Genomic DNA, 24,095 nt, shown 5'->3' on the forward strand with positions numbered 1-24,095 from the left:
ACGCTACAGCGCGGAAGAGCGCTACTCCTGTGGCGACCTGGCGCGCTCGGCCACCAGCACGCCGACCTGCTCGTGGACCCGCTCCACCGCAGTCAAAGCAAAACCAGCGTCCGTCAGCGCGTCCGCCAGATGCCCCACCGTCGAAGGGTCGTCGACCTCCGGACTATAAAAGGGCTCGTCGGGGTCGGGCGTCCCGAAGAACATCACGTCGCCGAGGACGAACGTCCGCGGTCCAAGCTCGGCAATCGCTTCGATGGCCTCGCGCTTCTCCGCGTCGCTCAGGTGGTGCATCGCGAAGTTCGACACCACCACGTCGACCGCGCGGTCCTCGGCGACGTTCGGCTCGCGGAAGCGCCCCTCGTCGAACTCGACGTTCTCGATGCCCTGCTCTGCGGCCTTCTCGCGGGCCTTCTCCATCATCCCCTCGCTGATGTCCCGGCCGAGTACCTCGCCGGCGTCGTCGGCGAGCGCGAGCGCGATGGCTCCCGTGCCGGTGCCGAGGTCCACCACGGTTTCGTCGGCGTCGGGGTCGGCATGCTCGACCACCAGCGAGACGCAGGCGCGGTACTCGTCGGTGTCGTTCTGGCTGTCGTCGTACTCGCCGGCCACTTCGTCGAAGCGCGCGGCGTGGTCCTCAAGACTCCGTTTCATACCTGCCGCGTTTGACTCCCGGGCCAATGAACTCGTCGGAGCGGCGCTCGCGGTTGCGCTCGGCGAGGTCGGCCCACTCCCGGAGGCCGCGTCGAATCTGGTCCGCCGAGAAGCCAACCGACTCCCCCACGGCGACCAGTTCGCGGGGCGCGCGCAACTGAAGGTGGCTGGTCGGGCGGGCGCTGACCACGAACGGCGCGTCGTAGTGGGTCACGATTTCCCGGAGCTTTCGGAGGTCCTGAATCGCCTGCACGCGCGGCCCGCCGTCGGCCCGGAGGACGCGCGAGAAGTCGAACTCCACCCGGACGCCGTTCTCGGCCGCCGCCTTCGCCAGCACGTGATTGAAGTCGCCTCGGCCGGCCATCGGGTGTGCGAGTACGTCGACGCGCTCGTGTTCGACCGCGAAGCGATTGAGCGCGTTCGTCCCGCCGTGGACCGCGAGAATCGTGACCTTCGGTCGGTAGTTGCCGACGTGGCCGGCCGCGACCTCGGGGTCGTCCGCCCGCAACTCGATTGCCTCGACCACGTCCACGCCGTACTCGTCGGCGACGCGCTCGGCGTCGTAGTCGGCGCGCGCGTCGCTGTGGTTGCGCACCACTACGCCGTCGAACTCGTACTCGGCGGCGGTGGCGGCCATGCGCGCGACGGTGCTGTCGCCGTCCGGATGGGCGTGGACGCTCTCGTAGCGTGGCATAGTTTGGATGGTTCGTCGAGAGGTCGAGACGGAATCGTCGGTCGTGGCTTCTCGGCCGTCCGGTTTGGGCGTTGTCCTTCGTCGACGGGACGCCGGACGACTAGAACTGATACCGCCGGTCGTCGTTCTGCTGTTGCTGGGGGAACTGGTTCCCGCCGGTCATCTCCTCGAAGCTCATCCCCGAGAGGTACTCGTCGTAGGTCGCGTCGTACTCGCTCCGGAGGTGGAAATCGAGGTTGCCCGTCTCCACGGCCGTCCGGAACAGCGCGTGAATCCCGCGTCGGAGGAGTTCGTCGGTCCCCTCGGGGTCGAACGCGGCGTTCAACATGGCCAGTTCGTTTCGGGTCTCGCGGTCGAGCGACACCGCCACCTCGTCGCCGAGGTCGGCGTACTCCGACTCCACGTCTTCCTGCAGGTCGTCGAGGCTCATGCCCGGACGCTCGGGCGCGGGCGGGAAACGCCTTTCGACCCGCCACGAGTCTTCAAGTAGTCGGGCGTGGTTTCACCCGTGGGGATTCAGATGGAGAAGAACGTCGGCGGACTCGACCAGGGGATTCGAATCACGCTCGGTCCGGCGCTCGTCGTCGCCGCGATAGCGTCGATGGGCGGCGAGCGAAGGCTCGGCCCCGCGCTCACGGCGGCCGCGTTCGCTGTCGGCGCGATGCTCACCGTCACCGGGCTGACCCAGACCTGTCCCGCGAACAGCGCGATGGGCCGGAACACGTACGGACAGTCGGAGGACCTCGGCGATGCGGCCCGCGAGGTTCGGGAGAAGGCGCTCCAGTAGCGCGGTCGGTCGAACGACCCGAACCACCGCCTCTTTATCCGCGTCGCCCCTACCGCGAGGCGATGAGCGACGCCGACGCGGACGACGGTCCGTCTCCCGCACTCCCCGACGACCTGCCGGCGGTCCGCGACGCCCTCGTCTCGTGGTACGAGGCCGACCACCGGTCGTTCCCGTGGCGCGAGACCGACGACGCCTACGAGATTCTGGTCTCGGAGGTGATGAGCCAGCAGACCCAGTTGGGTCGCATCGTGGAGGCGTGGGAGGCGTTCCTCGACCGGTGGCCGACGCCCGAGGCGCTGGCCGACGCCGACCGCGCGGACGTGGTGGGGTTCTGGACCGACCACAGCCTCGGCTACAACAACCGCGCGAAGTACCTCCACGAGGCCGCCGAACAGGTCGTAGCGGAGTACGGCGGGGAGTTCCCCGAGACGCCGGACGAGCTTCAAAATCTCATGGGCGTCGGGCCCTACACCGCCAACGCGGTCGCCTCGTTCGCGTTCAACGACGGCGACGCGGTGGTCGACACCAACGTCAAGCGCGTACTGTATCGGGCCTTCGACGTGCCGGACGACGATTCGGCCTTCGAGGAGGCCGCGAGCGAGTTGATGCCGGCGGGCGAGTCCCGGGTCTGGAACAACGCCATCATGGAACTCGGCGGCGTGGCCTGCGAGCAGTCGCCCAAGTGCGATTCGGCGGGCTGTCCGTGGCGCGAGTGGTGCAGCGCGTACGCGACCGGCGACTTCACGGCTCCGGACGTGCCGACCCAGCCCGAGTTCGAGGGGAGCCGCCGGCAGATGCGGGGCCGAATCGTCTCGGTCCTGAAAGAGTACGACGAACTCCCGCTGTCGACGCTCGGCCCTCGCGTCCGGGTCGACTACGCGCCCGACGGGGAGTACGGCCGGGAGTGGCTCGAAGGCCTCCTGAGCGACCTCGAAGACGACGGACTCGTCAGCGTCGAGGAACGCGACGGGGACGACCAGAGAGGAGGAGTCACGGCGCGACTCCGCCGATAGTCAGGCCAGCGCCAGCGTGTACGGCTGGGCGTCGTAGCTCCCGATGGAGACGTAGACGACGCCGCCGACGACCGCCGCGTCGCCGGGGACGTTGGTTCCGGTCCGGAACTTCCACCGGCGAGTCCCGTCGCTCCGGTCGATGGCGTGCAGGCCCGGCTCGCCGCCGTTGTCGTCGCCGCCGACCAACACGGTGTCGCCGACGACGGTCGGAGAGGCGTTGAAGATGCGCGTTTCCGTCTCGTACTTCCACTCGGGGTCGCCCGACTCGGCGTCGAGCCGGTAGACCTCCCCGTCGCCGGTCCCGTAGTAGACCGAGCCGTCGGCGAGCACCGGCGAGCCGTCGGTCCCGTTGAGCGTCTCGAACCGCCAGACGACCTCGCCGGTGTCCTTGTCGAGCGCCCGGAGGGGGTAGTCCGAGTTTCGGGTGACGTACACCCGGTCGTCGCCGAGCGTGGGCGCGGACTCGACGCTGCCCACGTCGGCGACCCACAGCTTCTCGCCGGTCTCGGGGTCGAGCGCGTGGACGCCGCCCGGTCCCGAGTCGGCCTGTCCGGTCGGGACACAGAGGAGTTCGTCGTCGACGCCGAACGGGACGCCGGCGACCCTGACCTCGGCGGAAGACAGCGTCGTCCGCCACGCGACCGACCCGTCCTCGGGAGCCAGCGCGTAGACCGTCGGCTCCTCGGTCGCCGCCGCCAGATACACGTGACCGTTCGCGAGGCTGAATCCGGTCTTGATGGCCGACCCGTCGTCGAGGGTGACGTCCCACCGGGACTCGCCCGTCGCGGCGTCGAGCGCGTAGACGTGCTTGTCGCTCGTCCGACCGTTGTGCGCCGAGAAGTACACCGTCCCGTCGGCCACCTGCGGCCAGCGCACGTACGAGAGCGTGTCGACCAGCGCGTCTTCGGTCGACCACGCGAGGTCGCCCGTCACCCGGTCGAGCGCGCGCAGGTGGTCCCCGTTGCCGCCTTTGATAACGACGTCCTCGGTGACGACCGTCGAGTAGAGCGGCCGCGACGGCATCTCCCGCTTCCACGCCACGCAGGGTTTCTCGGTCGGGACCGACCCGTCCGAACGATAGCCGGTGTTCGCGCCGTCGAGATACGACTGGGGCCACGCGGCCGAGACCGACTCCGGAACGGGGTTCCCGTCGCAGGTCCGTTCGAGGTCGGTGTCGGGTTCGGCAGTGGTGGTCTCGGTCGTCGTCTCGGTCGTGGTCGACTCGGTGGTCTCGGTCGTCCGCGTCGTCGGGGTCGTGCGCGTGGTCGTCTCGGCGGTCGTCCCCGAGGTCGTCGTCGCGGGGTCGTCGCCGCCGAGACAGCCGGCGGCCGCGAACGCGCCGACTCCGGCGAGGAACTGTCGTCGGTCCATCGGTACGAACGACGAGCCACTATCCCGAGATATAGCTACTGGTCGGGGCGAATCCGGCACGCCGTCGCCGTGACGGCCTTGGTCCCAGCCCCCGGTGGCGGCTCGTCCCCGTCACTGAAAGCGGCGTTTCAGTCTTCAGAAAGCGTTTACCGGCCCGCGTCGACTCCCGAATATGACCCGCCCACCCTCCGACCGACTCCGACGACGCGAGACCCTCGCGCTGACCGGCGCGTTTCTCGCGGGACTCGCCGGCTGTGCGGGCGACGCTCCGGCGACCGACGACGAGGTGGACGCGACGACTCCCGGCGCGGCTGGCGGAACCGAGACGACACCGGCCGACGGGACGACGACCACCGACGACGGGGACGGGTTCGCCGACTCCGAGGTGCCGCCGTTCCCCGAGCTCGACCCCGCGACCGACCCCCGGATTCCGGCGGACGCGCTCGCCGACCAGATACGTGGCAACGTCGCGTTCGCGCTCGACCTGCTCGGCGTCCTGCGCGAGCAGGAGGGCGGCAACCTGTTCGTCTCGCCGTACAGCGTCTCGACCGCGCTGGCGATGACCTACGCCGGGGCGCGGGGCTCGACCGCCGACGAGATGGCCGACGCGCTGTACTACGTCCTCGACGGCGAGTCCCTCCACGGGGCCTTCGGCTCGCTGGAAGCCGAGTTCGAGCGCCGAAACGAGGACGGACGGGACGCGAACGTCCCGACCGGTCCCGACGACGGCGAGGACGCGGGACCGGCGTTCGCGCTCTCGACCGCCAACGCCGCGTGGGGCCAGGACGGCTACCCCTTCCGGGAGGACTTTTTCGAGTTGCTCGACGCTTACTACGAGGCGGGCCTGCGACTCGTGGATTTCGCGGGCGACGCCGAGGCCGCGCGCCAGCGAATCAACGACTGGGTCGCCGAGCGGACGAACGACCGCATCGAGGACCTGTTGCCCCAGGGCTCGGTCGACGCCGCGACGAAACTGGTTCTCACCAACGCCGTCTACTTCTCGGCCCGGTGGCAACACCCCTTCGACGAGGACGCCACCGAGCCCCGCGCGTTCACCGCGCTCGACGGCTCGACCGCCGAGGTACCGACGATGCACCAGGAGTTGAAGGCCCAGTACGCCGCAATCGACGGCCATCAACTCGTGGAACTGCCCTACGCCAACGCCGACACCAGCATGGTAGTCGTCCTCCCCGCCGAGGGCGAGTTCGCGTCGTTCGAGCGCGAGTTGACGGTCGACCGGCTCGCGGTCATGCTCGACCGGACGAGTCAGGCGCTTGTCGACCTCGCGCTCCCGACGTTCGAGGTCGAGACGGGGGTGAGCCTCGTGGAGACCATGGAGTCGCTCGGGATGGAGGACGCGTTCACGGGGAGCGCCGACTTCGGCGGCATGACCGACTCCGGCGATCTGTTCGTCGACGACATCCACCACCGGAGCTTCGTCTCGGTCGACGAGCGCGGCACCGAAGCGGCGGCCGCGACGGCGGTCGTGATGACCGAGTCCGCACCGCCCGAGCGCGTCGAGATGCGAGTCGACAGGCCGTTCCTGTTCTACGTCCGGGACCGGCCGACCGAGACGCCGCTGTTCGTCGGTCGCGTGACGAACCTGTCCGAAAAATAACCGACCGCAGTTCCCGCCCCTGGCCCGGCGCGTCGGCGTCGTCCGCCGCAAGCGAACCCCTTCTTCGCGCGAAGCGAACGCGACGCGCCCGCCGTCTCCGGAGTTCGCTTCGCGGGGTCTCGTCCGTTCGGACTCCCGTCCGCCGAGCTACCCTACGGCCACAGCCCGCGGCTGGCCTTGGCCTCGCCGACGCGGCCCAGCGCGACGACGTAGGCGGCGTCGCGCCAGCTCACGTCGCCGGCTTCGACTTCGGCCTCGACGTCGTTCCACGCCGACAGCATCATCGACTCGAGTTCGTCGTTGACGCGTTCGAGCGACCACTGCCGGCGGTTGATGTCCTGGAGCCACTCGAAGTACGAGACGGTCACGCCGCCCGCGTTGGCGAGGATGTCCGGGATGACCGGAATCCCGCGCTCGTCGAGGATGGTGTCGGCGGCCGAGGTGGTCGGCCCGTTCGCGCCCTCGACCACGATGTCCGCCTGGACGTCGTCGGCGTTGTCGGCGGTGAGAACGTTGCCCAGCGCGGCCGGAATCACCACGTCCACGTCGAGTTCGAGCAGTTCCTCGTTGGTGAGCGTGTTCGGCGCGTCGTAAGTCATCACGGCCTCGGGCTGCTCCTCGTGGGAGGGGACGGCGTACGTGTCGAGCCCGTCGGTGTCGTAGGCCGCGCCGTTGACGTCGCTGACCGCGACCACGTCCGCGCCCCAGTCGTCGAGTAGCCGGGCGGCGTTCGCGCCGACGCTGCCGAACCCCTGGACCGCCACCGTGGCCCCGTCGACGGTCTTGTCGTAGTACCGGAGCGCCTCGCGGGCGGCGATGGCGACCGACCGGCCGGGAGCCTCCTCGCGGCCCTCGCTCCCGCCGACGACGGGCGGCTTGCCCGTGACCACGCCCGGCGTGGTGACGCCCTCCTGCATCGAGTAGGCGTCCATGAACCACGCCATGGTCTGGGCGTCGGTCCCCATGTCGGGCGCGGGGATGTCCTTCTTCGGACCGATGGTCTCGCGAATCTCCTCGGCGAACCGGCGGGTGAGTCGCTCCTTCTCGCCGGGGCTCAGGTCCTTCGGGTTGACGACGACCCCGCCCTTCGCGCCGCCGAACGGGAGGTCCATCACCGCGCACTTCCACGTCATCCACATCGAGAGGCCAGTACACTCCTCGGCGGTGACCTCGGGGTGGTAGCGCAGGCCGCCCTTGTACGGGCCGCGCACGTCGTCGTGCTGGGCGCGATAGCCCGTGAACACCTCGACGCTGCCGTCGTCGCGCTTGAGCGGCACGCCGACCTCGACCACCCGGGTCGGGTGCTTGAGCCGCTCGATGACGCCGTCGTCGACGTCGACGTGCGTGGCGGCCGCCGAGAGCTGTCGGAGCGCGGTTTCGAGCGCCGATTCGGTCTCCTCGTAGTCCGTCGCGTCCTCGTCGTCGAGCGTGTTGGTCGCCATGTTCGGGAGTTATTCGAGGGGCGTCCGCCTGTTACGCATTGCGGTTCCGCAATCAGAGCAGGTCCCGGGGTGGGAGGCGGCACGCAGTATCGTCCCACACGCCAGACACTCGTACGCGCGTTCCTCGTCGGAGTCGTAGTCGACGTCTCTGTCGGTCATCGTCTACTACGTGCTAGCGCGTCCGGGCCCATGGACTGGCATGTTGAATAGTAAGCCGTCGGCCGCCGGGACCCGGGTTACTATTCAACGTCTTCCGGTCGCGGGGCGTTCTCGAACAGCGACCCGAACAGCTTGCGCTGGATGCGCCGGACGTGGTCGTAGAACGCCGTGTGGGAGATGCCCAGCATCTCCGCCACGTCCCGGCCGGTCACGTCGCGCTGGGAGTCGAAAAAGCCCGCGTGGTAGGCCATCCTGGCCACTTCGAGCTGGCGCTCGGTGAGCTCGTCGAGCAGCCGGCCCGGCCGACCCGCCGTGTCGAGCGCCCGGGTCCGCTCGCGTCGGGCGACGAGCTCGGCGTCGTCGTAAGCGTTCGACACCACCTCGTCTATCGACCGGGCCGTGACCGAGTCGGGCACGTCGACCGAAAGCGAGAGCCCGTCGGGGGTCGCCCGCAGACTGCGGGCGACCGCCCCGTGGTCGGCGAGCGCCGTCGCCACGACCGCCTCGCGGACGCCCAGTCCGACCAGATCGGCGTCGTCGGACTCCCGGACGGACTCGGCGTCGGCGACGCCCACGAGGTCGTCGGCCGCCTCGAGCACGCGGTCGGCCCCGCCGGGTTCGGTGGCGACGAACACCAGGGTCGTGTCGTCGTCGCGGTCGGCGGTCCCCTCGACGGTGAGCGGCGCGTCGCTCTCGTCGGCGAGTCGAGCGAGGGTCGCGTTCGGGTCCGGCACGTCGTATTCGAGTTCGACCACCGCGTCGCTCCGGAGCGCCTCCTTGCGCTGGGCCGCGTTGATGGCCGACGCGACGGTGTCGCCGAGCTCCGAGAGCACCGACCGGACCATCTCGTCGAAGGCGTCGGGTTCCTCGGCGTAGATGGTCAGCGTCCCCAACAGCACGTCGTCGTACGCCAGCGGAATCGCCAGCACCGACTGGAAGTCGCGGGCGAGAGCCTCCCTGCACCACCGGCCGGCCCGGAGTCGGTCGGCGACGTTCGAGACCAGTACGGTCTCGCGCTCGGCGGCGGCCCGGAGGCTGGGTTCGGCCCCCGGGAGGGCGTCGGACTCGGCCGCCGGTCGCCCGGCGTCGAGCGACAGCGACACGTCGTCGAGGTACCCCCGGTCGTCCCCGGCCCACGTCCCGGGCTGGAGCGTCCGGTCTGGCCCCGCGGTCTCGCCGACCCACGCGAACGCGAACCGGTCGTCGTCGGTCAGCCGGTCGCAGACCGCCGCCTCGATGGTCCCGCGGGACCCCGCCCCGACCAGCGCCTGGTCTATCTCGCGGATGAACTCGTTGACCCGGTTGAGCTGGGAGAGCCGCTCGTTCTGGCGCTGGAGTCGCCGGTCGCGGTCCCGGAGTTCCCGGTCGCGGTCGACCCGGTCGAACGCCGCCTCGGCGGTCGCCGCGACCAGTTCGACCACGTCCTCGCCGACCTCGTCGAACGAGTCGCCGTCGGTCGCGGCGGCCAGAAAGACCCCGTGGTCGCCCAGCGGGACCGCGACGTACTCGTCCAGCGGCGCGAGCGGGCCGGCCCCGGCGTCGGGCGCGCCCCCGGGGTGGGACTGGCCGTCGACCGACCGAGTCTCGCCCTCGACGAACGCCCGGCCGACGGCCGTCTCCCGGTCGGGCCGGAGTTCCGGGAGCGTCCCGACCGCCGCCGCCAGTTCGTCGGAGGTGGCCGTGGGGTACAACACGTTGTCCTCGCGGTCGAACTGGTAGACCGCCGCGGCGGCCGACGGCAGGATGTCGGTCGCGTCCGACGCCACGCGGTCGGCTATCTCCGGCCCGGTCTCGGCGTACAGCAGGTTCCGGCTGGTGCGGTGGAGCTGGGTGAGCGCGCGCTCGCGCTGCTTTCGTCGGGTGATGTCCCGGCAGCTGTACAGCGTCGTCCCGTCCTGAATCGACACGCGTCGAACGTTGACCAGCAGGGTGTGCTCGCGGCCGTCCTCGTCGGTCGCGGTGCACTCGACGTTGGTGAGGACGCCCTCCTCGTCCAGTCGCTCGCGGTCGAACAGGTCCTCGCCGAGGAGCTCGTCGATGGTGCCGAGGGCGTGTATCTCCTCGGCGCTGTAGCCGAAGATGAAGTGGACGTTCGGGCAGACGTAGGTGAACGCGCCGTCGTCGTCGGTGACGAGGACGGTGTCGGTCATGTTGTTGAGCGTCACGCGGTGGAGCTCCTCGGACTCGCGGAGTCGGGCCTCCAGTCGCGCGCGCTCGGCGACCGCCCGCCCGTCCACGAGCAGTCGGTCGGCGGCCCCGTCGTCGGCGGCGATGTCCCCGACCGGGCGCACCGTGAACTCGAATCGAACGCCGCCGTCGCCGCCGGGGAGTCGGGCCTCGAAGTCGGCGTACTCACCCTGTCGAGCCCGGCCGACGGCGCGCTGGAGCGTTCGCCGGACTCCGTCGGCGTCGGGCCACGGGAGCGCCCAGAGTCGCTTGCCGAGGGCGGTGCGCTCCCCGACCCCGAACCGTTCGAGCGCGGCCTCGTTCGCCCGAACCACGGTCCCGTCGGGGTCGAGGACCGCCGCGAACTGGTCGGGCGTCTCGAAGAACGCCGCGAACGCGTCGGCCCGCTCGTCGTTCCGGCGTCGGTCGACGGCCCGCCGACACCGACGGCGGAGGTCGGCGGGGTCGGCGTCCGCCGGGACGTAGTCGGCGACGCCCGCGTCGAGGGCACGGCTGGCCAGCGACTCGTCGCCGCCGGCGGGCGCGAGGACGAACGCCGGCGGGTCGGTCAGCGAGCGCAGGTCCGACAGGAGGTCGAGCCCGGTCGCGTCGTCGAGTTCGGACGCGGCGACGACGCAGTCGACGCGGTCGCTCGGGTCGCGGTCGCTCGCGGCCGTCGCCGTGTTCGTGGCCGGTCCGGCGTTCGCGGCCGTCCCGGCGACGACCGCGACGGCTCGCTCGGCCGTCCCGACGGCTCGCGTCGAGACCGCGTCCGACGACTCGAACGCGGATTCGAGACTCGCTCGCCACTCGTCCGGGCCCGCGAGCAGGACCGAGACCGGGCCGTCCTCCCCGGGGGCGTCGGCTTCCCGACCACTGTTCATCGTCGGACGGTTCGTGCCCCGACCGATAAGGATGTCGTCGCGGCGGCGCGGAGTCGGGCTCACAGCCGCGCCGCGCGAGGGACCGACCGCTGTCGGCGTTCGCCGACCCGCGGACCGCGTCGGCGTTCGAGACCCCGACCGCTACGGAACCGGCAGCCAGTCGGTCGTCTCGCCGACGCCCGTGACGCGGAGTTCCGACCCGCCGTCGTCGGTCGTCCGGACCTCCATCTGGCCGTCGAACAACTGCTTGAGGGTGCTGGTGGTCTGTTGGTCGTGGGCCGTCGAGTCGACGACGAACACGCCCAGTGCGTCCGCGCTCTGGACCCGACCGGTGAACACGTGGAGGAACCGGAACACGGTCTGGAGGTTCGAGTACATCAGCAGGGTCGACAGCGAGTGGAGCAGGATGCGATTTCGCTCGACCCCGGCATCCTTGTAGAAGGCTTCGAGGAACTCCGAGAGCTGTATGCCGATGCCGGTCATGTCCTTGGGCGAGGACGCGTAGGTTATCTCGTCGGTGTCCACCGGGGCCGTCCCCTGCTGCTTGGAGACGCAGTCGACGATGCCGAGCGGGCCACTCTCCTCGCGGCCGAGCAACTCGCGGAGGGAATCGCGCACGTCCGCGCCGCCGTCCTTCGTCGTGACGACGATGGAACCCTCGCCTCGGCGGCTACCGTGCGCGAGAATCTCCAGGGCGAGTTCGCGTTTGCCCGTCATCGGCGGCCCGGTCACCAGGAGGTTCGTTCCCGGTTCGACCTCGACCCCCGCGGGCTCACCCAGTCCGTACATGGCAGTTCCTCGCGGTGAAATCGCGACCGGGAGGCGACCCGACTCGGAACCGACGCGACCCGACTCGGAATCGAACCCGGCGTCTTCTGACAGTAAAATCTCCTGTTCCGTTTATATTCTTTTTGATTACTATCGCACACGCGGAACGACCGACCGATACAACCCGGTTCACGCTCCGGCGGGGCCGACAGCGCCCGTGCCGGCCCGCAGGCCGGGGGCGCGGTCACGCCCGCAGGCCGTCGATGCGGTCGAGCGACTGCTGGCGGACGTACTCGACCGCGATGCGGGTGAGGTGGTCGCCGTCGTCGGCCCACTCGTCGGCCCGCGAGAAGTACGTCTCCACGATGCGTCGCAGTCGCTCGACGCCCGTCCCGCGGTCGTCGGCGAGGTTCAGTTCGGCCGTCACGGGCGTAAGCTGCGTGCCACGGTCCTCGGGGTAGTCGTCGGTGTCGTCGAGCCCGATTTGCGCGCCGACGACCAGCAACACGATGGCGCGCTTGAACCCCTCGCCGAGGTCGACGCCGAGGTCGGCCTCGTACATGTTGAGCATGTCCTCGTAGAGGATGCCGACCCGGGCGTACTGGGTGGCGAAGTACGGGAGGTCGACGTCGGCCTCGAACAGCCCGGCCTCCTCGGGGTCGGCGAACTTGTACCGCTCGCGGACCGCGTCGGCCGCCGCCTCGCGCTCGTCGGGGTCGGCGGCGTTCCGGAGGCGGTCGAGCAACTCGCGGAACCCCCGGTCGGCCTCCTGGTGGCGCTCGGAGCGGTCGACCGCGTGGTCGTACGAGGCCCGGACCGCCTCGGGGGTGTCGGGGTCGTCGAGCCACGACTCGACGCCCGCCTGGAGGCTCCGCTGGGCGAGTTCGGCCACGCGCTCGCGCGGGCGGAGGTTCGTCTCGAAGTCCTCGTACTCGTCGTCGTTGACCGCGTCGCGCATGTCGCCGTCCAGCAGCGCCCGGACGACGTTGCGCGTGGTCTCGCGGCCCCGCGCCACGAAGTCGCGGTCGACCTCGCGGCCGACGCGGGCCAGCGGCACGTCGCCCGCGAGGACGTGGATGCGCCCGAGCGTCAACATCGCGGGCAGGACGAGCCGGGTGTCGTACTCGAACCGGGCCTCCTCGTCGGCCGCGCCGGGGACCGGTTCGAGGTCGCCCGACTCGCGGGCGCGCTGGAGGTCCCGCTCGACCTCCGCGAACAGCCGCTCGGTCATCGACTCGATCTCGGACTCCGCCTCGCTCCGGAGCAACACCGTGGCGAACACCCGGGGGTCCCGGCTCTCCGCGAGGTGGCTCGCCAGCGCCCGCACCGTCGCCGGAACTCGTGACCGAACGCGACCCATGCCTTGCCCGCAACTCTCGGGCCGCCGCACATGAGGATTGTGGAAGGCGTCCCAGCGCGGCGGCCCACCGGGCGCGAACGAGCGTCTCGGAGAAGCGACCCTTTTATCATCGCTCCGGCGGGCCCTTGAGGCGTATGACGACGCTCGACGGGATCGCCCGCCGACTGGGGCGGCTGGCTCGCGGGGGCTCGGTCGCCGCGCGGACGGCGCTGCCGGTCGACACGAATCCGGTGCCCGCCGACTGGACCCACGTCACCAAGGTCGACCCCGAAGACGACAAGCAGTTGCCCCTGCTGTACCCGCTGTACCTCCGGCACACCGACGCGGTGTCGGTCGGCGGGTCGGCCGACGTGACCGCCCGGAACACCGAGGAGACGTTCGAGTTGCTCGCGCCGGCGTCGGTCCCGGCGTTCCACGAGCCCAGCGGACCCCGACAGGTCACCCGCCGGACCCGCGAGCGGGCCGATTTGCTGGCCATCCCCGAGGTGCTCAACGGCGACGTCGAGGCGCTGGTCGGCGAACTGGGCGCGGCGACCGAGTACGTCCGCGAGGAGCTGGTGCCCGACTTGCTCGCCGACGAGTACCCGTGGCTCCCGGCCGGCGTGACCGACCGGCTCGCGAACGCCGCGGCGTCGTGGCTGCTCGCCGAGGCGGTGTTCGAGGCGTACGTCGTCCAGAACCCCGACAGCGCCGCCGCCCGCGAGTCCGGCGTCTCGGCCGACGACGTACTGTCGCCTCGCGAGGCCAAACGGCGCGCGATGGCGGCCGAACGCCACCTCGACAGCGAACTCGTCTACCTCGAATACTCGGGCACCTACGGCGGCGACGAGGCCGCCGAGACGCTGGCCCGGATGGACGACGCGCTGTCGTGGTCCCGGCTCTGGTACGGCGGCGGCCTCGCCTCCCGCGAGCACGCCGCCCGGATGCTCGACGCGGGCGCGGACGCGGTCGTGGTCGGCGACGCCTTCCACCGGGTCGCCGCCGAGGAGTTCGACGTCTGCGAGCGCGCCGCCCGGGACCTCGACGCGGACACAGAGCCCTCGGACGTCGCGGCGTGGGTCACCGACCACGTCGCGGTGGCCGACTCGAACGCGGCGGCCTATCTGGCCACGATTCCCTCGGTCGCCGACCCCGAGCGACTGGCCGACCGCTACCTGACCGCCACGGTCCGGGCGTGGCTCGGACTCCGGGGTGGGGCCGACCGCGAGCGACCGGTCGATGGGAGCGCCACGCCGCGTCTCGACGACCTCGTCGGGACAGGGCTGGTGGATGGACTGTCCGAAGCCGACGCCGCACTCCTCGCGCGCTGTCTGGGCGCGCTCCTCGCGGACGTCGACGGGTCGCCGACGCTCCCGACGAACCACTTCGCGCTCTCGCTGTCGGGCTGACGCCCTCGGCTCGGGTGTCGGTTCGGCGGCACGTCCGGCAAAAACCGCGACGTTTAAAACAACGGGTCGATTACGTGTTGGCGCGGGCGCTTAGCTCAGTCTGGACAGAGTACTTGGCTTCGGACCAAGCTGCCGCGGGTTCAAATCCTGCAGCGCCCATTCGTTTTCCGAAAGATTCGGGATTATAAACGCACGAACTCCTATTTCGGTATCGCCCATCGACATCCAAAATCTATCATTAGGGGTTTCCGCCGCGTACTGTACTCAAGCGAGCACCCGGTCGGAATTGGAACTACGTCGAGGTGGTGCGGCTCCGTGCCGATCCGCGCCATTTCGAACGCATGAATTACCCGGTTTAAACCGTTCTCGTGGGACTTTCGCGCGCTCGAAAAATCGTCCGCTGGAATGCTCCGTCAGGGATTCGAACCCTGGTCCTTGCCGTGAGAGGGCAAGATGATTGGCCGGACTACACCAACGGAGCGTGCACTTTCGGGTAGTCGGACGGACCGTTTAACAGTTGCGCTTTCGTGCCGTCGTGTCCCGGTTCCACACGGACCGCAGCCGCCGAACATTCGCGGAGAAAATCGGAGCGTGACGCCGTTCGGGACGCCGGACGAGGAATTGGTCAGCGTGAACGGTCACTCCTCCAGCGGGGAGCCCGCCGCGTCGGGTTCGTGGCCCTCGAGGCTGATGATGTTCTCGCGGCCGACCCGGAGCTTGCTGATCTCGCCGTCGTCTTCCATCTCCGAGAGGAGCATGCTCACCTTCGACTTCGACCAGCCGGTCTCGTCCACGATGTTGACCTGCTTCATCCGACCGCCGTTCTCGTCGAGGAGCTTCTTCACCCGGGCCTCGTCTGTGAGGAGTTCCTCGTCGCTGACCGCGGGTTCCGTCGACCCGCCGGTCGCGCCGCCGGCCACCGCACCGGCGGCGTCGCCGCCGTCCGGATTCCCGCCGTCGCCGGCGAGCGAGCCGAAGTCGCCCTGCCGCCACGCGAACGCGGCCGCGAGGCCGAGCAGGACGACCACGGCACCGACGAACAGCATCAGGGGCGACCAGCCGTTAGTACCCGTCGGCTGCTGGGCGGGCTGGGTCGTCCCGGCCGGCGGCGTCCCGGCTTCCCCCGTCGTCTCGGCGGTCGCTCCGCCGCCGGTCGGGCCACCGTCGGTCGTCTCGCGTGCCGTCGTGGTGGTCCCGGGAACCGGCTGGAACGTCACCCTCGGTCGCCGGTCGGTGAAGTCGTACTCGCCTTGCCACGTCACCGACCCGCTCTGGACCAGCGTCTCGGCCGAGGTCACCGCGGGGTCGAGGGGCTCGGCCGAGGCGAACCTGAGTTGCGGGCCCGCGTGGACGACCAGCGACTGGTTCGGGCCGACGTAGAGTCCGCCCTCGAACACGTCGTCGACGATGACGGTCTCGTTGTCGGAGTAGGTGAAGCTGGTCCACTGGAACGTCATGGTGACGACGCCCCGGTTGCCCTCGACCAGTCCGTCGATCTGGGCCGCCTTCCGGAAGTTCTGGGCCTCCATCGTCCGTCCGGTGACGTTCTGGCCCGCGTCGGTGAGTTCGCGGGCCTGCGCCCGAAAGTCCGTCCACATCGGCGTCGACTCGTTGTTGAACTCCCGGGCGAACTCCCGGAACTGCTGGCGTTCCGAATCGTTGTCGAGCGTCTGCTGGTACGAGAACGTCCACTCGGCGGTGCCGTTCTCGTACACCGTGATGTGGAACTCGACGTCGTCGAACTCGTCGGTCGTATCGAGCGTCCGGGTGACGTTCGGGTCGCGGAGTTGACGGGACTGGGCCGTCGAGTCGAGCGCGTCCGACGGGGTCGTCGCGGCCTGTGGTCCCGGGGCGGGGCTACCGCGCGCGGGAGCAGCGCCCGTAACGGACGCTACGGGGACCGCACCGACGAGTAACGCGACTACGAGGGCGACAGCCAGCAGCCGTCTCATGCACGTTATTCCTCCATTGCCCGGTATAAAAGACCTTTTGACGTGGCCCTGTCACCGGACGGCGATTCCGTCGGCCACGACGCGGGCGGGCGACTGCCACGCGGTCACGTCCGCCGTCGGGTCGTCGTCGAGCACCACGAGGTCCGCACGATACCCTTCCGCGACGACGCCGACCTCGTCGCCGAGCCCGAGCAGGTCGGCAGCGTTGACGGTTGCGGCCGCCAGCGCGTGGTCGGGCGTGAGCCCGTGTTCGACCAGCAGTTCGAGCTCCTCGGCCGCGTCGGCGTGGAAGTTGAACGGCGTCCCGGCGTCGGTCCCCATCGCGATGGGGACGCCCGCGTCGAGCGCGTACTCGAACGATTCGGCCCACGAGTCGGCGGCGTCCTCGGACTTCCGGACCGCGAACTCCGGGACGCCGGCCTCGGTGCCCGCCTCGACGATGCCGAACAGCGCCTTCCCGGTCGGCACCCAGTAGGTGCCCCGCTCGGCCATCAACTCGGCCGCCTCGCGGTCCATGAACGTGCCGTGTTCGATACTGGCGATGCCTGCCCGGGTCGCGTTCTTGATGCCGGCCGCGCCGTGGGCGTGAGCCGCCGTGGGCACGCCCTTGGCCGACGCCACGTCGACCAGCGCCGACAGCTCGTCCTCGTCGAGTTCCGGCGCGCCGGTCAGCGCGCCCTCGGTCAGGACGCCGCCGGTCGCCATGCACTTGACCACGTCGGCACCGCGCTTGAGCTGCTCGCGGACCGCCTTCTTGACCTCGGGGACGCCGTCGGCCTCGCGGCCGAACCAGTGGCCGTGGCCGCCGGTCATCGCCACGTTCTCCCCGCAGGCCAGCACGCGAGGGCCGTCGAGGACGTCCGCCTCGACGGCGTCGGCGGCGTCGAGCGCCAGCGTTCCGGGCGCACCCAGATCGCGAACCGTGGTCACGCCCGCGTCGAGCGCGTCCTCGAGGTTGGCCGCCGCCCGGTAGGCCAGCATCGTCTCGCTCTCGCCGTCTATCGTCCCCGGGTCGGGCCGGCCGTCCATCATCAGGTGGACGTGGGCGTCCACGAGTCCGGGCGCGACGAACTGCCCGCTCGCATCGATGACCTCGTCGGGGTCGTCGGGCGCGTCCCCGACCGCAACGATGTCGCCGTCTTCGACCGCCACGTCGGCCTCTCTCGTTCCGTTCGCGTCGACGACAGTGCCGTCTCGCAGTACGAGCATATCGGTGCTTCGGACGCGAGCGCCTAAGTATCGGGGTAGCGGCAACGGACCGCGCTCGAGTCGCGTTCGCGTCTCGGAATCGGAACCCGGTTCGTCGAGTTGGCCTTGCAGTGGGACGTGGCTCCGTGCCGGGAGTTCCCGGCGGCGGGGTGGCGCGCGCGAGCAACGCGTGCAAGGGATGAGCGAGCGACTGCACGGAGCGAGCGAATCGGCTGGGGAGGCGTGTGGTTGCGGCGACTCAGAGGTCTCGGTAGTAGCTAGCGTGTTCGATTTCGAGACAAACGTAGACGGACTCTCGAAGCTAGCTTCTGCCGAGGCCCAGGGAAACCGCACCGCAACCGCACGACATCGCACGGTACCGCACGACATCACACGATATCTCACGGCACCGCAACCGCACCGCGAACCGCACGCCTCCCAGCCTCCTGCGGTCTCTGCGAACCACGTTCGCAGATTAGCGGGACGCCCCCGGCGTCCCGCAAGTCTCACCGCGTTGCGGTCCTCGTCCCTCGCGCGGGTTGGCGCGACACGAGGTCGCGCCAACCCGCACCACGTGGAAAGCATCGTCGAGTTCGAGAGGGGGCGGTCGATTCGAGCGACCGTGTCGAGGCGAGTCGATGGGGAACGAGCCGAGATCGTCGAATCGGCGAAAGACCCAACTCGGTCGCCCACGCACCGCCGACCATGGCGAACGAACCACTGAGCGGGAAGACCGCACTGGTCACGGGCGCGAGCTCCGGCATCGGCGAGGCGACCGCACACGCGCTGGCCCGCGACGGCGCGCGGGTCGCGCTCGCGGCCCGTCGCGAGCAAGCGCTCGACGGCGTTGCGAGCGACGTCGAGCGCGAGTACGACGCCGAAACGCTGGTCGTCCCGACCGACGTGCGCGACGAGTCGTCGGTGGCCGAGACGGTCGAGACGACCGTCGAGGCGTTCGGCCATCTCGACGTCCTCGTCAACAATGCGGGACTCGCCCGGGGCGAGTCGGTCGAGGAGATGACCACCGACCAGTACGCGGCCATGATGGAGACCAACGTCGACGGCGTCTTTTACGCCACCCGCGAGGCGATTCCCCACCTCCGGGAGACAGACGGCAACCTCGTCTTCGTCGGGAGCTTCGCCGGCCAGTACCCCCGGCCGTTCAACCCCGTCTACGCCGCCTCGAAGTGGTGGGTCCGGGGGTTCGCCCACAGCGTCGAAGCGCGCGTCGGCGCGGACGGGGTGGCGGTCACGGTGGTCAACCCCACCGAGGTCCGGACGGAGTTCGGGTCGGCCTACGGCGAGTCGTTCGCCGAGCGGTTCGAGGAGGGCGAGGTGACCGAGCCCGAGGAGGTCGCCGAGGCCATCGCGTTCGCGGCCGGACAGGAGAAGTCGACGGTCAGCGAACTCGACCTCTATCGGCGCGACAAGTTCTCGGGGTTCTGACGCGGCAGACTGCGGTTGCGGTGGTGTGCGGTGGCGGTGGCGGTTGCAGCGCCGTGCGGTTTCTCATCGGTGTCGGCAGAAGCTAGCTCGACAGGTCCACAGTAGAGGTCGACGCCGTCACGGAGCGAGCTCCTGGCTCGAACAACGAGAGGGCCGCACCGCAACTGCATCACAACCGTACGCGACCGCACCACGACCGCAACTGCACGGACGCGCGGTCCTCGCGTGCCGGGGCCCAGTCAGACCGAGACGAAGCTCTTCCCGCTCAGCGACGGGGGCACGGTGATTCGGTACACCGTCGTCGCGCCCGAGGCGGTCGTGAGGTGGAGTTCGGCCTCGCTGCCGGCGGGGAGCGGTTCGGCGAACGGTGGGGTCACGGCGTCGCGGGTCTCGGCCTCGACGAGGGCGGCGTTGACGTAGACGGTGATGCGGTCGTCTTGCTCGCCCAGGACGACGTGGTCGCCCCCGTCGACCGAGTAGGTGTTGAATACTCGATGGGCATCGGTGGCGGTGCGGCCGCCGCCGCGTCGACCGCCCCTGGGTTCGAGTCCGAACGTCCCGGCCTCGTCCTCGTTCTGGACGCCGGGCGCGTGGTCGGCCGCCTCGCCGTGGACCAGCGTGGTCGAGGTCTCCGGGCCGACCCACGCCACGGTCGCCTCCGAGAGGTTCACCGTGCCCGAGCCCGGCGCGCGCTGAATCGTGAGTTCGAGGGTGTCGACGCTCTCGTTTGGCATCACGTCCTCGTCGGTCTTGATGCCGGAGTTTTTCGTCTCGTCGGTGACGTGGCCGTAGGCGCTCACCACGGCCAGCCGGTTCGAGACCTGCTGGACCGACTGGTCGCCGGTCGCCTCGGCGCGGTTCGAGAGTACCCCGGCGGTGTCGAGCAGCACCCCGGCGGCGATGGCAGCGACCAGCACCATCGCGATGAACACGACCAGCGTGCCGATGCCGACCTGCGCTCGCTCCCGATTCCATCGCGTTCGACCGCCCGTCAGTCCACCTCGCTGCACGGTTGTATACGCGCCGAGTTTGTCCACGATTATATTTAAACCCCGGTGGACTCCCCGCTACCGGAGCGCGGCGGCAACCTTCTCGACCGGGTGGGGCGGCTCGCCGCGAACGCCCTCCCAGCCGCCGAGTTGTGCCCGGCAGGACGCGCCCGGCGCGACCACCGTCTCGCCGTCGCTGTCGGCGACCTGCTCGAAGAGGACGTCGGCGATGGCCCGGCTCATCGAGTAGTGTTCGGCCTCGTAGCCGAAGCTCCCGGCCATCCCGCAACAGCCCGAATCGAGCGCGTCCACCTCGTAGCCCGCCGCGCGGAGGACGTTGGCCGCGTGGGCGTCCTTCGTGGTGGCTTTCTGGTGGCAGTGGCCGTGGTAGGTCAGGCGCTCGTCGGGCGCTTCGAACCCGAGGTCGAACTCGAAGGCGTCGAGGTACTCCATGATGCCGTAGGCGTTCGCGGCCACGCGCTCGGTCGCAGTTGCGAGCGATTCCGCCTCGTCGACGGTCGAGCCAGCCGAGTCGCCCGGGAGCAGGTCGAGGTAGTCCGACTGGAGCATGACGGCGTCGGAGGGCTCGACCACCACCACGTCCCAGCCGTCCCGAACCCGCGGCGCGAGCGCGGTCACGTTCGTCCGGGCGCGCTCGCGGGCCGTCTCGACGAACCCCTGGGAGAGCGCGGGCCGCCCGCTGTCGGTCACGTCGTCGGAAATCCGGACGTGGACGCCGGCGGCTTCGAGGACCCGGACGGCGGCCCTGCCCGCGTCGGGGTGGTTGTAGGTGGTGTAGGCGTCGGGGAACAGCGCGACCCGGCGAGCGGCCTCGGACTCGGGGACCTGCGGGCCGCCCCGCGCCTCGAACCAGTCGAGGAGGCTCTCGCGGTGGAAGGTCGGCAGGTCGCGCTCGCTGGCGATGCCGAGGGTCGCCTCCGCGAGAGCGCGCGCGCCCGGCACCTTGCTCGCCCAGTTCGACAGCGGCGCGAGCGCGCTCCCCACCTTCGAGAGCGTTCCGACGTTGGCGAACGCGCGCTCGCGGAGGCTCGCGCCGTGGCGCTGGTGGTACTCGTGTTCGACCTCGGTCTTGAGCTTGGCCATGTCGACCTCGCTCGGACAGTCGCGGGCACAGCCCTTGCAGCCGATACAGAGGTCCATCACCTCCGCCATGAACTCCACGTCGAGGTCGTCGTCGCTCGCGCCCGCCCCCGCAGGGAGGTCGCCGCTCATCGCCTGCCGGAGCAGGTTCGCCCGGCCGCGCGTGGCGGTGACCTCCTCGTCGGCCGCGCGGTAGGTCGGACACATCACGCCGCCGGTGGCGTCCTGGCCCCCGCGACAGCCGCCACAGCCATGGCAGAGTTCGACCATCCCCTGAAAGCCGTTCTCGTTGTCCCAGTCGAGTTCGGGGGCGAACCCCGCCGAGAACTCGTAGTCGGGGTCGAATCGGAGGTTCTCGGTCATGTCGTGGTCGCCACAGACGTTGCCGGGGTTGAGCAGCCAGTCGGGGTCGAACGCCGACTTGAGGTCGCGGAACACCCCCCAGACGGCGTCGCCGTACAGCTTCCGGTTCCACTGCGTGCGAGCGCGGCCGTCGCCGTGTTCGCCCGACACCGACCCGCCGTGTTCGACCACGAGGTCGGTCGCCGCGTCCGCGATTGCTTCCATCTGGTCGACGCCGGCGGGACTCTTGGTGTTCACCAGCGGCCGGACGTGGAGACAGCCCGGCCCCGCGTGGGCGTAGAAACTGGCGAACGTGTCGTTGTCGTCGAGCACCTCCTGGAAGTCGGCGACGTACTCGGGCAGGTTCCCGGGCGGCACCGCGGCGTCCTCGATGAACGAGATGTGCTTGGCGTCCGAGGTTCGGGACAGCAAGATGGGCAATCCTGACTTCCGGAGCTTCCAGAACCGGGCGCGGTCGGCCTCGTCGTGGGCCTCCAGCGCCGCGAACGCCCGCTCGTTCCGGCGGTCCGCCGTGAGTTCCGCCACCTTCTCGCGGCCCTCCTCGTCGTCCTCGGCGTAGAACTCCACGAGCAGCACCGAGTCGGTCCCCTCGGGCAGCATGCCGACCACGTCGGCGAACTCCTCGGTGTCGCGCGCGAGGTCGAGCAGCACGTCGTCCAGCACCTCGACGGCCGCCGGGTCGTGGTCGAGGATGGGTTCCACGTCGGCCATCGCGTCGAGCAGGCCGTCGTAGGCCAGCAGCGCCATCGACTTGGTCTCGGGGAGCGGTTCGAGCGAGACGGTGGCTTCGGTCACGACCGCGAGCGTGCCCTCGCTGCCCGCGAGCAGGCGCGCGAGGTTGACCGACCCGGACTCGGCCTCCTCGACCAGCCGGTCCAGGTTGTAGCCCGAGACGTTGCGCTTGAGCTGCGGGTAGGCGTCACGGACCGTCTCGGCTTCCTCGTCGACGATGCGGGCGACCGCCGCGTGAATGCGCGCTTCGAGGTCGCCGTCGGGGTCGGCGCGCTCGCGGAGTTCGGCGAGCGAGACCTCGCCGAAGGTGGTCACGGTGCCGTCGGCCAGCACCACCTCGCAGGCCTCGACGTAGGCGTCGGTCTTGCCGTACTGCAACGAGTGCGCGCCGGTCGAGTTGTTGCCGATGGCCCCGCCGAGCGCCGACTTGTCGCCCCACGCGGGGTCGGGCGCGAACTTCAGACCGTGGGGCGCGAGTTGGTCGTTCAACTCGGCCAAAATTGCGCCGGGCTGGGCGCGCGCGGTCGGCGTCTCGGCGTCGGGGTCGACCGCAACCACGTCGTCCATGTATCGGGTGAAATCCAGTACCACCGCCTCGTTGACCGCCTGCCCGGCGAGGCTGGTGCCGCCGCCGCGAGGCAGGACTGGAATCCCCCGTTCGGCGCAGTAAGCCATCACGGCCGCCACGTCGTCGGTCGACGCCGGGAGGACCACGCCGATGGGCGTCACCTCGTAGGCGCTGGCGTCGGTCGCGTACAGGTCGCGGGAGTAGCTGTCGAACCGCACCTCGCCGTCCACGCGGTCGCGGAGGTCCGAGACCAGCCCCGGCCGCGCCACGTCGTCCGAGCGGTAGTCGTAGTCCGCGCGCGGGTCGCTCGCCGGGTCCGACGCGTCGTGGGTCGCCATGCGACGGCGTACGGACGGCGGACCGAAAAGGAATGGGTTCAATCCGTTCCCCCTCAATTCGGCGATTTATCTAATCGGGATTCAGTCACCTCCGCCTCGATACCGTGTTCTGTTAGTAGTTGTTCGACGACTCGGGAGAATACGTTCGAAGTCCCCGGCTTGCAGACGACAGCATTTACGAGCGCATCCGTATCTATTGAAACGTATTGGCCCGAATCGGCAACGTCCATCTCTTTACCGGTGAGCAATCCATGTAATTGAGCCCCATCGAGTCCGCTCTGATCTGGTGTCATGACTGAGTCGTCTTCGAAAACGGCCCGAAACTCCCGCTCGTCCTCGAACGCGTTTCGCTTGTGAAAGTACCTCGAATAGGAGAGTTGACTACCGGGAATCGCGTCCTCGTCGTAATCGACGTACTCTACGCTACCAATCTGGAGTTTCGATAGTTCGTCGTACACCTCGTCGAGCGCTTTGGAGCGCTTTCTTCCCGTAGCTCGCACATAGTTTCGATACGTTTCGAGGTAGCCGTCCGAAACCGACATCTCGATAGCGTTCCGAAAGTCCCCAACGGTCGTTTCGACTGCGACGCCGGGTTCCGTCCCGAGATACGCGTCCCAGAACACGGCCGACTCGTCCCGACCAACGCGCCAACAGTTGATGTACGTCTTGTCGTCACTTCGATTACGAACGCGTTCGTTGTGGTCTATCTCGGCGGGGTTTCGCCCGGACCAGCGCTTGACGGCGTCTCGAAGATTTGCATTCGGCCTCGGGAGCGTCGCCTCGAAAGAGTCCGAAAACCCATCGACGCGCGAAAACCAGATTCCCGATTCGTCGAGTAGAGATTGAAAACGTCCTATGCTCAGATAGCGACGTATCACTCGGTCATCGGACGGGATTTCGGGCTCCCACTCCGAGTGGATGGTCAATCGTTCTCTGAGTTGGTCCAAATCGTTTTCGACTGCAAACAGCGTATTCTCGACGTCGTCGAGACCAGGGTTAGCACGTCGAAGTAGTTGCAGTTCCTCTGCATCGAGATACTCGTCCTTGACGAACGACGCATAGATGCGCTTCAAAACTCGTCGCAGTTTTTCTTGGTCATCCAGGTCCATACTGTTTC

19 protein-coding genes and 2 tRNA genes are annotated in these 24,095 nt (G+C 69.5%); 6 read left to right on the top strand and 15 right to left on the bottom strand.

Annotation, left to right across the window (positions count from 1 at the left end; all coding sequences use genetic code 11):
* Positions 1 to 21: 21 nt before the first annotated feature.
* The 3 genes from EPL03_RS07840 to EPL03_RS07850 all read right to left on the bottom strand — a co-directional run bounded on the left by EPL03_RS07840 (position 22) and on the right by EPL03_RS07850 (position 1,775).
* Positions 22 to 651, bottom strand: coding sequence for a class I SAM-dependent methyltransferase (locus tag EPL03_RS07840; RefSeq protein WP_135828798.1), 630 nt, complete (start codon positions 649 to 651; stop codon positions 22 to 24).
* Entirely contained in the window at positions 635 to 1,345 is a 711-nt protein-coding gene (locus tag EPL03_RS07845; protein WP_135828799.1) for an RNase P subunit p30 family protein, read from the bottom strand. The genes EPL03_RS07840 and EPL03_RS07845 overlap by 17 nt, the downstream gene beginning before the upstream one ends.
* A gap of 100 nt (positions 1,346 to 1,445) precedes the next feature.
* Complete coding sequence (locus EPL03_RS07850) at positions 1,446 to 1,775, bottom strand: hypothetical protein (RefSeq protein WP_135828800.1); 330 nt, start codon at positions 1,773 to 1,775, stop codon at positions 1,446 to 1,448.
* 66 nt (positions 1,776 to 1,841) lie between these two features.
* Here EPL03_RS07850 and EPL03_RS07855 point away from each other — a divergent pair, with 66 nt between their 5' ends.
* Both EPL03_RS07855 and EPL03_RS07860 read left to right on the top strand, forming a co-directional pair.
* A complete protein-coding gene (locus tag EPL03_RS07855) occupies positions 1,842 to 2,132 on the top strand; it encodes a YgaP family membrane protein (protein ID WP_210424936.1) in 291 nt (96 codons plus the stop codon).
* 62 nt (positions 2,133 to 2,194) lie between these two features.
* Positions 2,195 to 3,145, top strand: coding sequence for an HhH-GPD family protein (locus tag EPL03_RS07860; protein ID WP_135828801.1), 951 nt, complete (start codon positions 2,195 to 2,197; stop codon positions 3,143 to 3,145).
* Here EPL03_RS07860 and EPL03_RS07865 read toward each other — a convergent pair whose 3' ends face one another.
* The gene (locus tag EPL03_RS07865; protein ID WP_135828802.1) at positions 3,146 to 4,516 is read right to left on the bottom strand and encodes an outer membrane protein assembly factor BamB family protein; all 1,371 of its coding nucleotides are present in this window, start codon (positions 4,514 to 4,516) and stop codon (positions 3,146 to 3,148) included.
* A 172-nt stretch (positions 4,517 to 4,688) separates the two neighbouring features.
* Between EPL03_RS07865 and EPL03_RS07870 the strand changes: the two genes are divergently transcribed.
* Complete coding sequence (locus tag EPL03_RS07870) at positions 4,689 to 6,134, top strand: serpin family protein (RefSeq protein WP_135828803.1); 1,446 nt, start codon at positions 4,689 to 4,691, stop codon at positions 6,132 to 6,134.
* A gap of 152 nt (positions 6,135 to 6,286) precedes the next feature.
* Here EPL03_RS07870 and gdhB read toward each other — a convergent pair whose 3' ends face one another.
* The 5 genes from gdhB to EPL03_RS07895 all read right to left on the bottom strand — a co-directional run bounded on the left by gdhB (position 6,287) and on the right by EPL03_RS07895 (position 12,913).
* On the bottom strand, positions 6,287 to 7,576 hold the full coding sequence (gdhB, locus tag EPL03_RS07875) for a glutamate dehydrogenase GdhB (protein ID WP_135828804.1): 1,290 nt from the start codon (positions 7,574 to 7,576) through the stop codon (positions 6,287 to 6,289).
* 9 nt (positions 7,577 to 7,585) lie between these two features.
* Complete coding sequence (locus tag EPL03_RS07880; RefSeq protein WP_135828805.1) at positions 7,586 to 7,735, bottom strand: rubrerythrin-like domain-containing protein; 150 nt, start codon at positions 7,733 to 7,735, stop codon at positions 7,586 to 7,588.
* Positions 7,736 to 7,815: 80 nt separating this feature from the next.
* Positions 7,816 to 10,785: a bacterio-opsin activator domain-containing protein gene (locus EPL03_RS07885; RefSeq protein ID WP_135828806.1), complete on the bottom strand. Its 2,970-nt coding sequence runs from the start codon at positions 10,783 to 10,785 to the stop codon at positions 7,816 to 7,818.
* A gap of 141 nt (positions 10,786 to 10,926) precedes the next feature.
* A complete protein-coding gene (locus EPL03_RS07890) occupies positions 10,927 to 11,574 on the bottom strand; it encodes an RAD55 family ATPase (RefSeq protein ID WP_135828807.1) in 648 nt (215 codons plus the stop codon).
* A gap of 223 nt (positions 11,575 to 11,797) precedes the next feature.
* Positions 11,798 to 12,913 (bottom strand): hypothetical protein, encoded by a 1,116-nt coding sequence (locus EPL03_RS07895; protein WP_135828808.1) that lies wholly within the window; start codon positions 12,911 to 12,913, stop codon positions 11,798 to 11,800.
* 134 nt (positions 12,914 to 13,047) lie between these two features.
* Between EPL03_RS07895 and EPL03_RS07900 the strand changes: the two genes are divergently transcribed.
* Entirely contained in the window at positions 13,048 to 14,301 is a 1,254-nt protein-coding gene (locus EPL03_RS07900; RefSeq protein ID WP_135828809.1) for a geranylgeranylglyceryl/heptaprenylglyceryl phosphate synthase, read from the top strand.
* Positions 14,302 to 14,385: 84 nt separating this feature from the next.
* A tRNA-Arg gene (locus tag EPL03_RS07905) sits at positions 14,386 to 14,460 on the top strand.
* 247 nt (positions 14,461 to 14,707) lie between these two features.
* Here EPL03_RS07905 and EPL03_RS07910 read toward each other — a convergent pair.
* The 3 genes from EPL03_RS07910 to EPL03_RS07920 all read right to left on the bottom strand — a co-directional run bounded on the left by EPL03_RS07910 (position 14,708) and on the right by EPL03_RS07920 (position 17,462).
* A tRNA-Glu gene (locus EPL03_RS07910) sits at positions 14,708 to 14,782 on the bottom strand.
* Positions 14,783 to 14,939: 157 nt separating this feature from the next.
* Entirely contained in the window at positions 14,940 to 16,253 is a 1,314-nt protein-coding gene (locus tag EPL03_RS07915; protein ID WP_135828810.1) for a helix-turn-helix transcriptional regulator, read from the bottom strand.
* A 51-nt stretch (positions 16,254 to 16,304) separates the two neighbouring features.
* Complete coding sequence (locus EPL03_RS07920) at positions 16,305 to 17,462, bottom strand: metal-dependent hydrolase family protein (protein WP_135828811.1); 1,158 nt, start codon at positions 17,460 to 17,462, stop codon at positions 16,305 to 16,307.
* A 684-nt stretch (positions 17,463 to 18,146) separates the two neighbouring features.
* Between EPL03_RS07920 and EPL03_RS07925 the strand changes: the two genes are divergently transcribed.
* Entirely contained in the window at positions 18,147 to 18,887 is a 741-nt protein-coding gene (locus tag EPL03_RS07925; RefSeq protein WP_135828812.1) for an SDR family oxidoreductase, read from the top strand.
* 239 nt (positions 18,888 to 19,126) lie between these two features.
* On the opposite strand, the gene EPL03_RS07930 is transcribed toward EPL03_RS07925, so the two are convergent.
* The 3 genes from EPL03_RS07930 to EPL03_RS07940 are packed head-to-tail and all read right to left on the bottom strand — an operon-like array spanning position 19,127 to position 24,087.
* Positions 19,127 to 19,897 (bottom strand): archaellin/type IV pilin N-terminal domain-containing protein, encoded by a 771-nt coding sequence (locus EPL03_RS07930; protein ID WP_244605222.1) that lies wholly within the window; start codon positions 19,895 to 19,897, stop codon positions 19,127 to 19,129.
* 57 nt (positions 19,898 to 19,954) lie between these two features.
* A complete protein-coding gene (locus EPL03_RS07935) occupies positions 19,955 to 22,978 on the bottom strand; it encodes an FAD-binding and (Fe-S)-binding domain-containing protein (protein ID WP_135828813.1) in 3,024 nt (1,007 codons plus the stop codon).
* Positions 22,979 to 23,031: 53 nt separating this feature from the next.
* Positions 23,032 to 24,087: a hypothetical protein gene (locus EPL03_RS07940; protein WP_135828814.1), complete on the bottom strand. Its 1,056-nt coding sequence runs from the start codon at positions 24,085 to 24,087 to the stop codon at positions 23,032 to 23,034.
* Positions 24,088 to 24,095: the final 8 nt, after the last annotated feature.

The organism is Halorussus halobius, from assembly GCF_004765805.1.
In the GTDB taxonomy this organism is placed as follows: Archaea; Halobacteriota; Halobacteria; order Halobacteriales; family Haladaptataceae; genus Halorussus; species Halorussus halobius.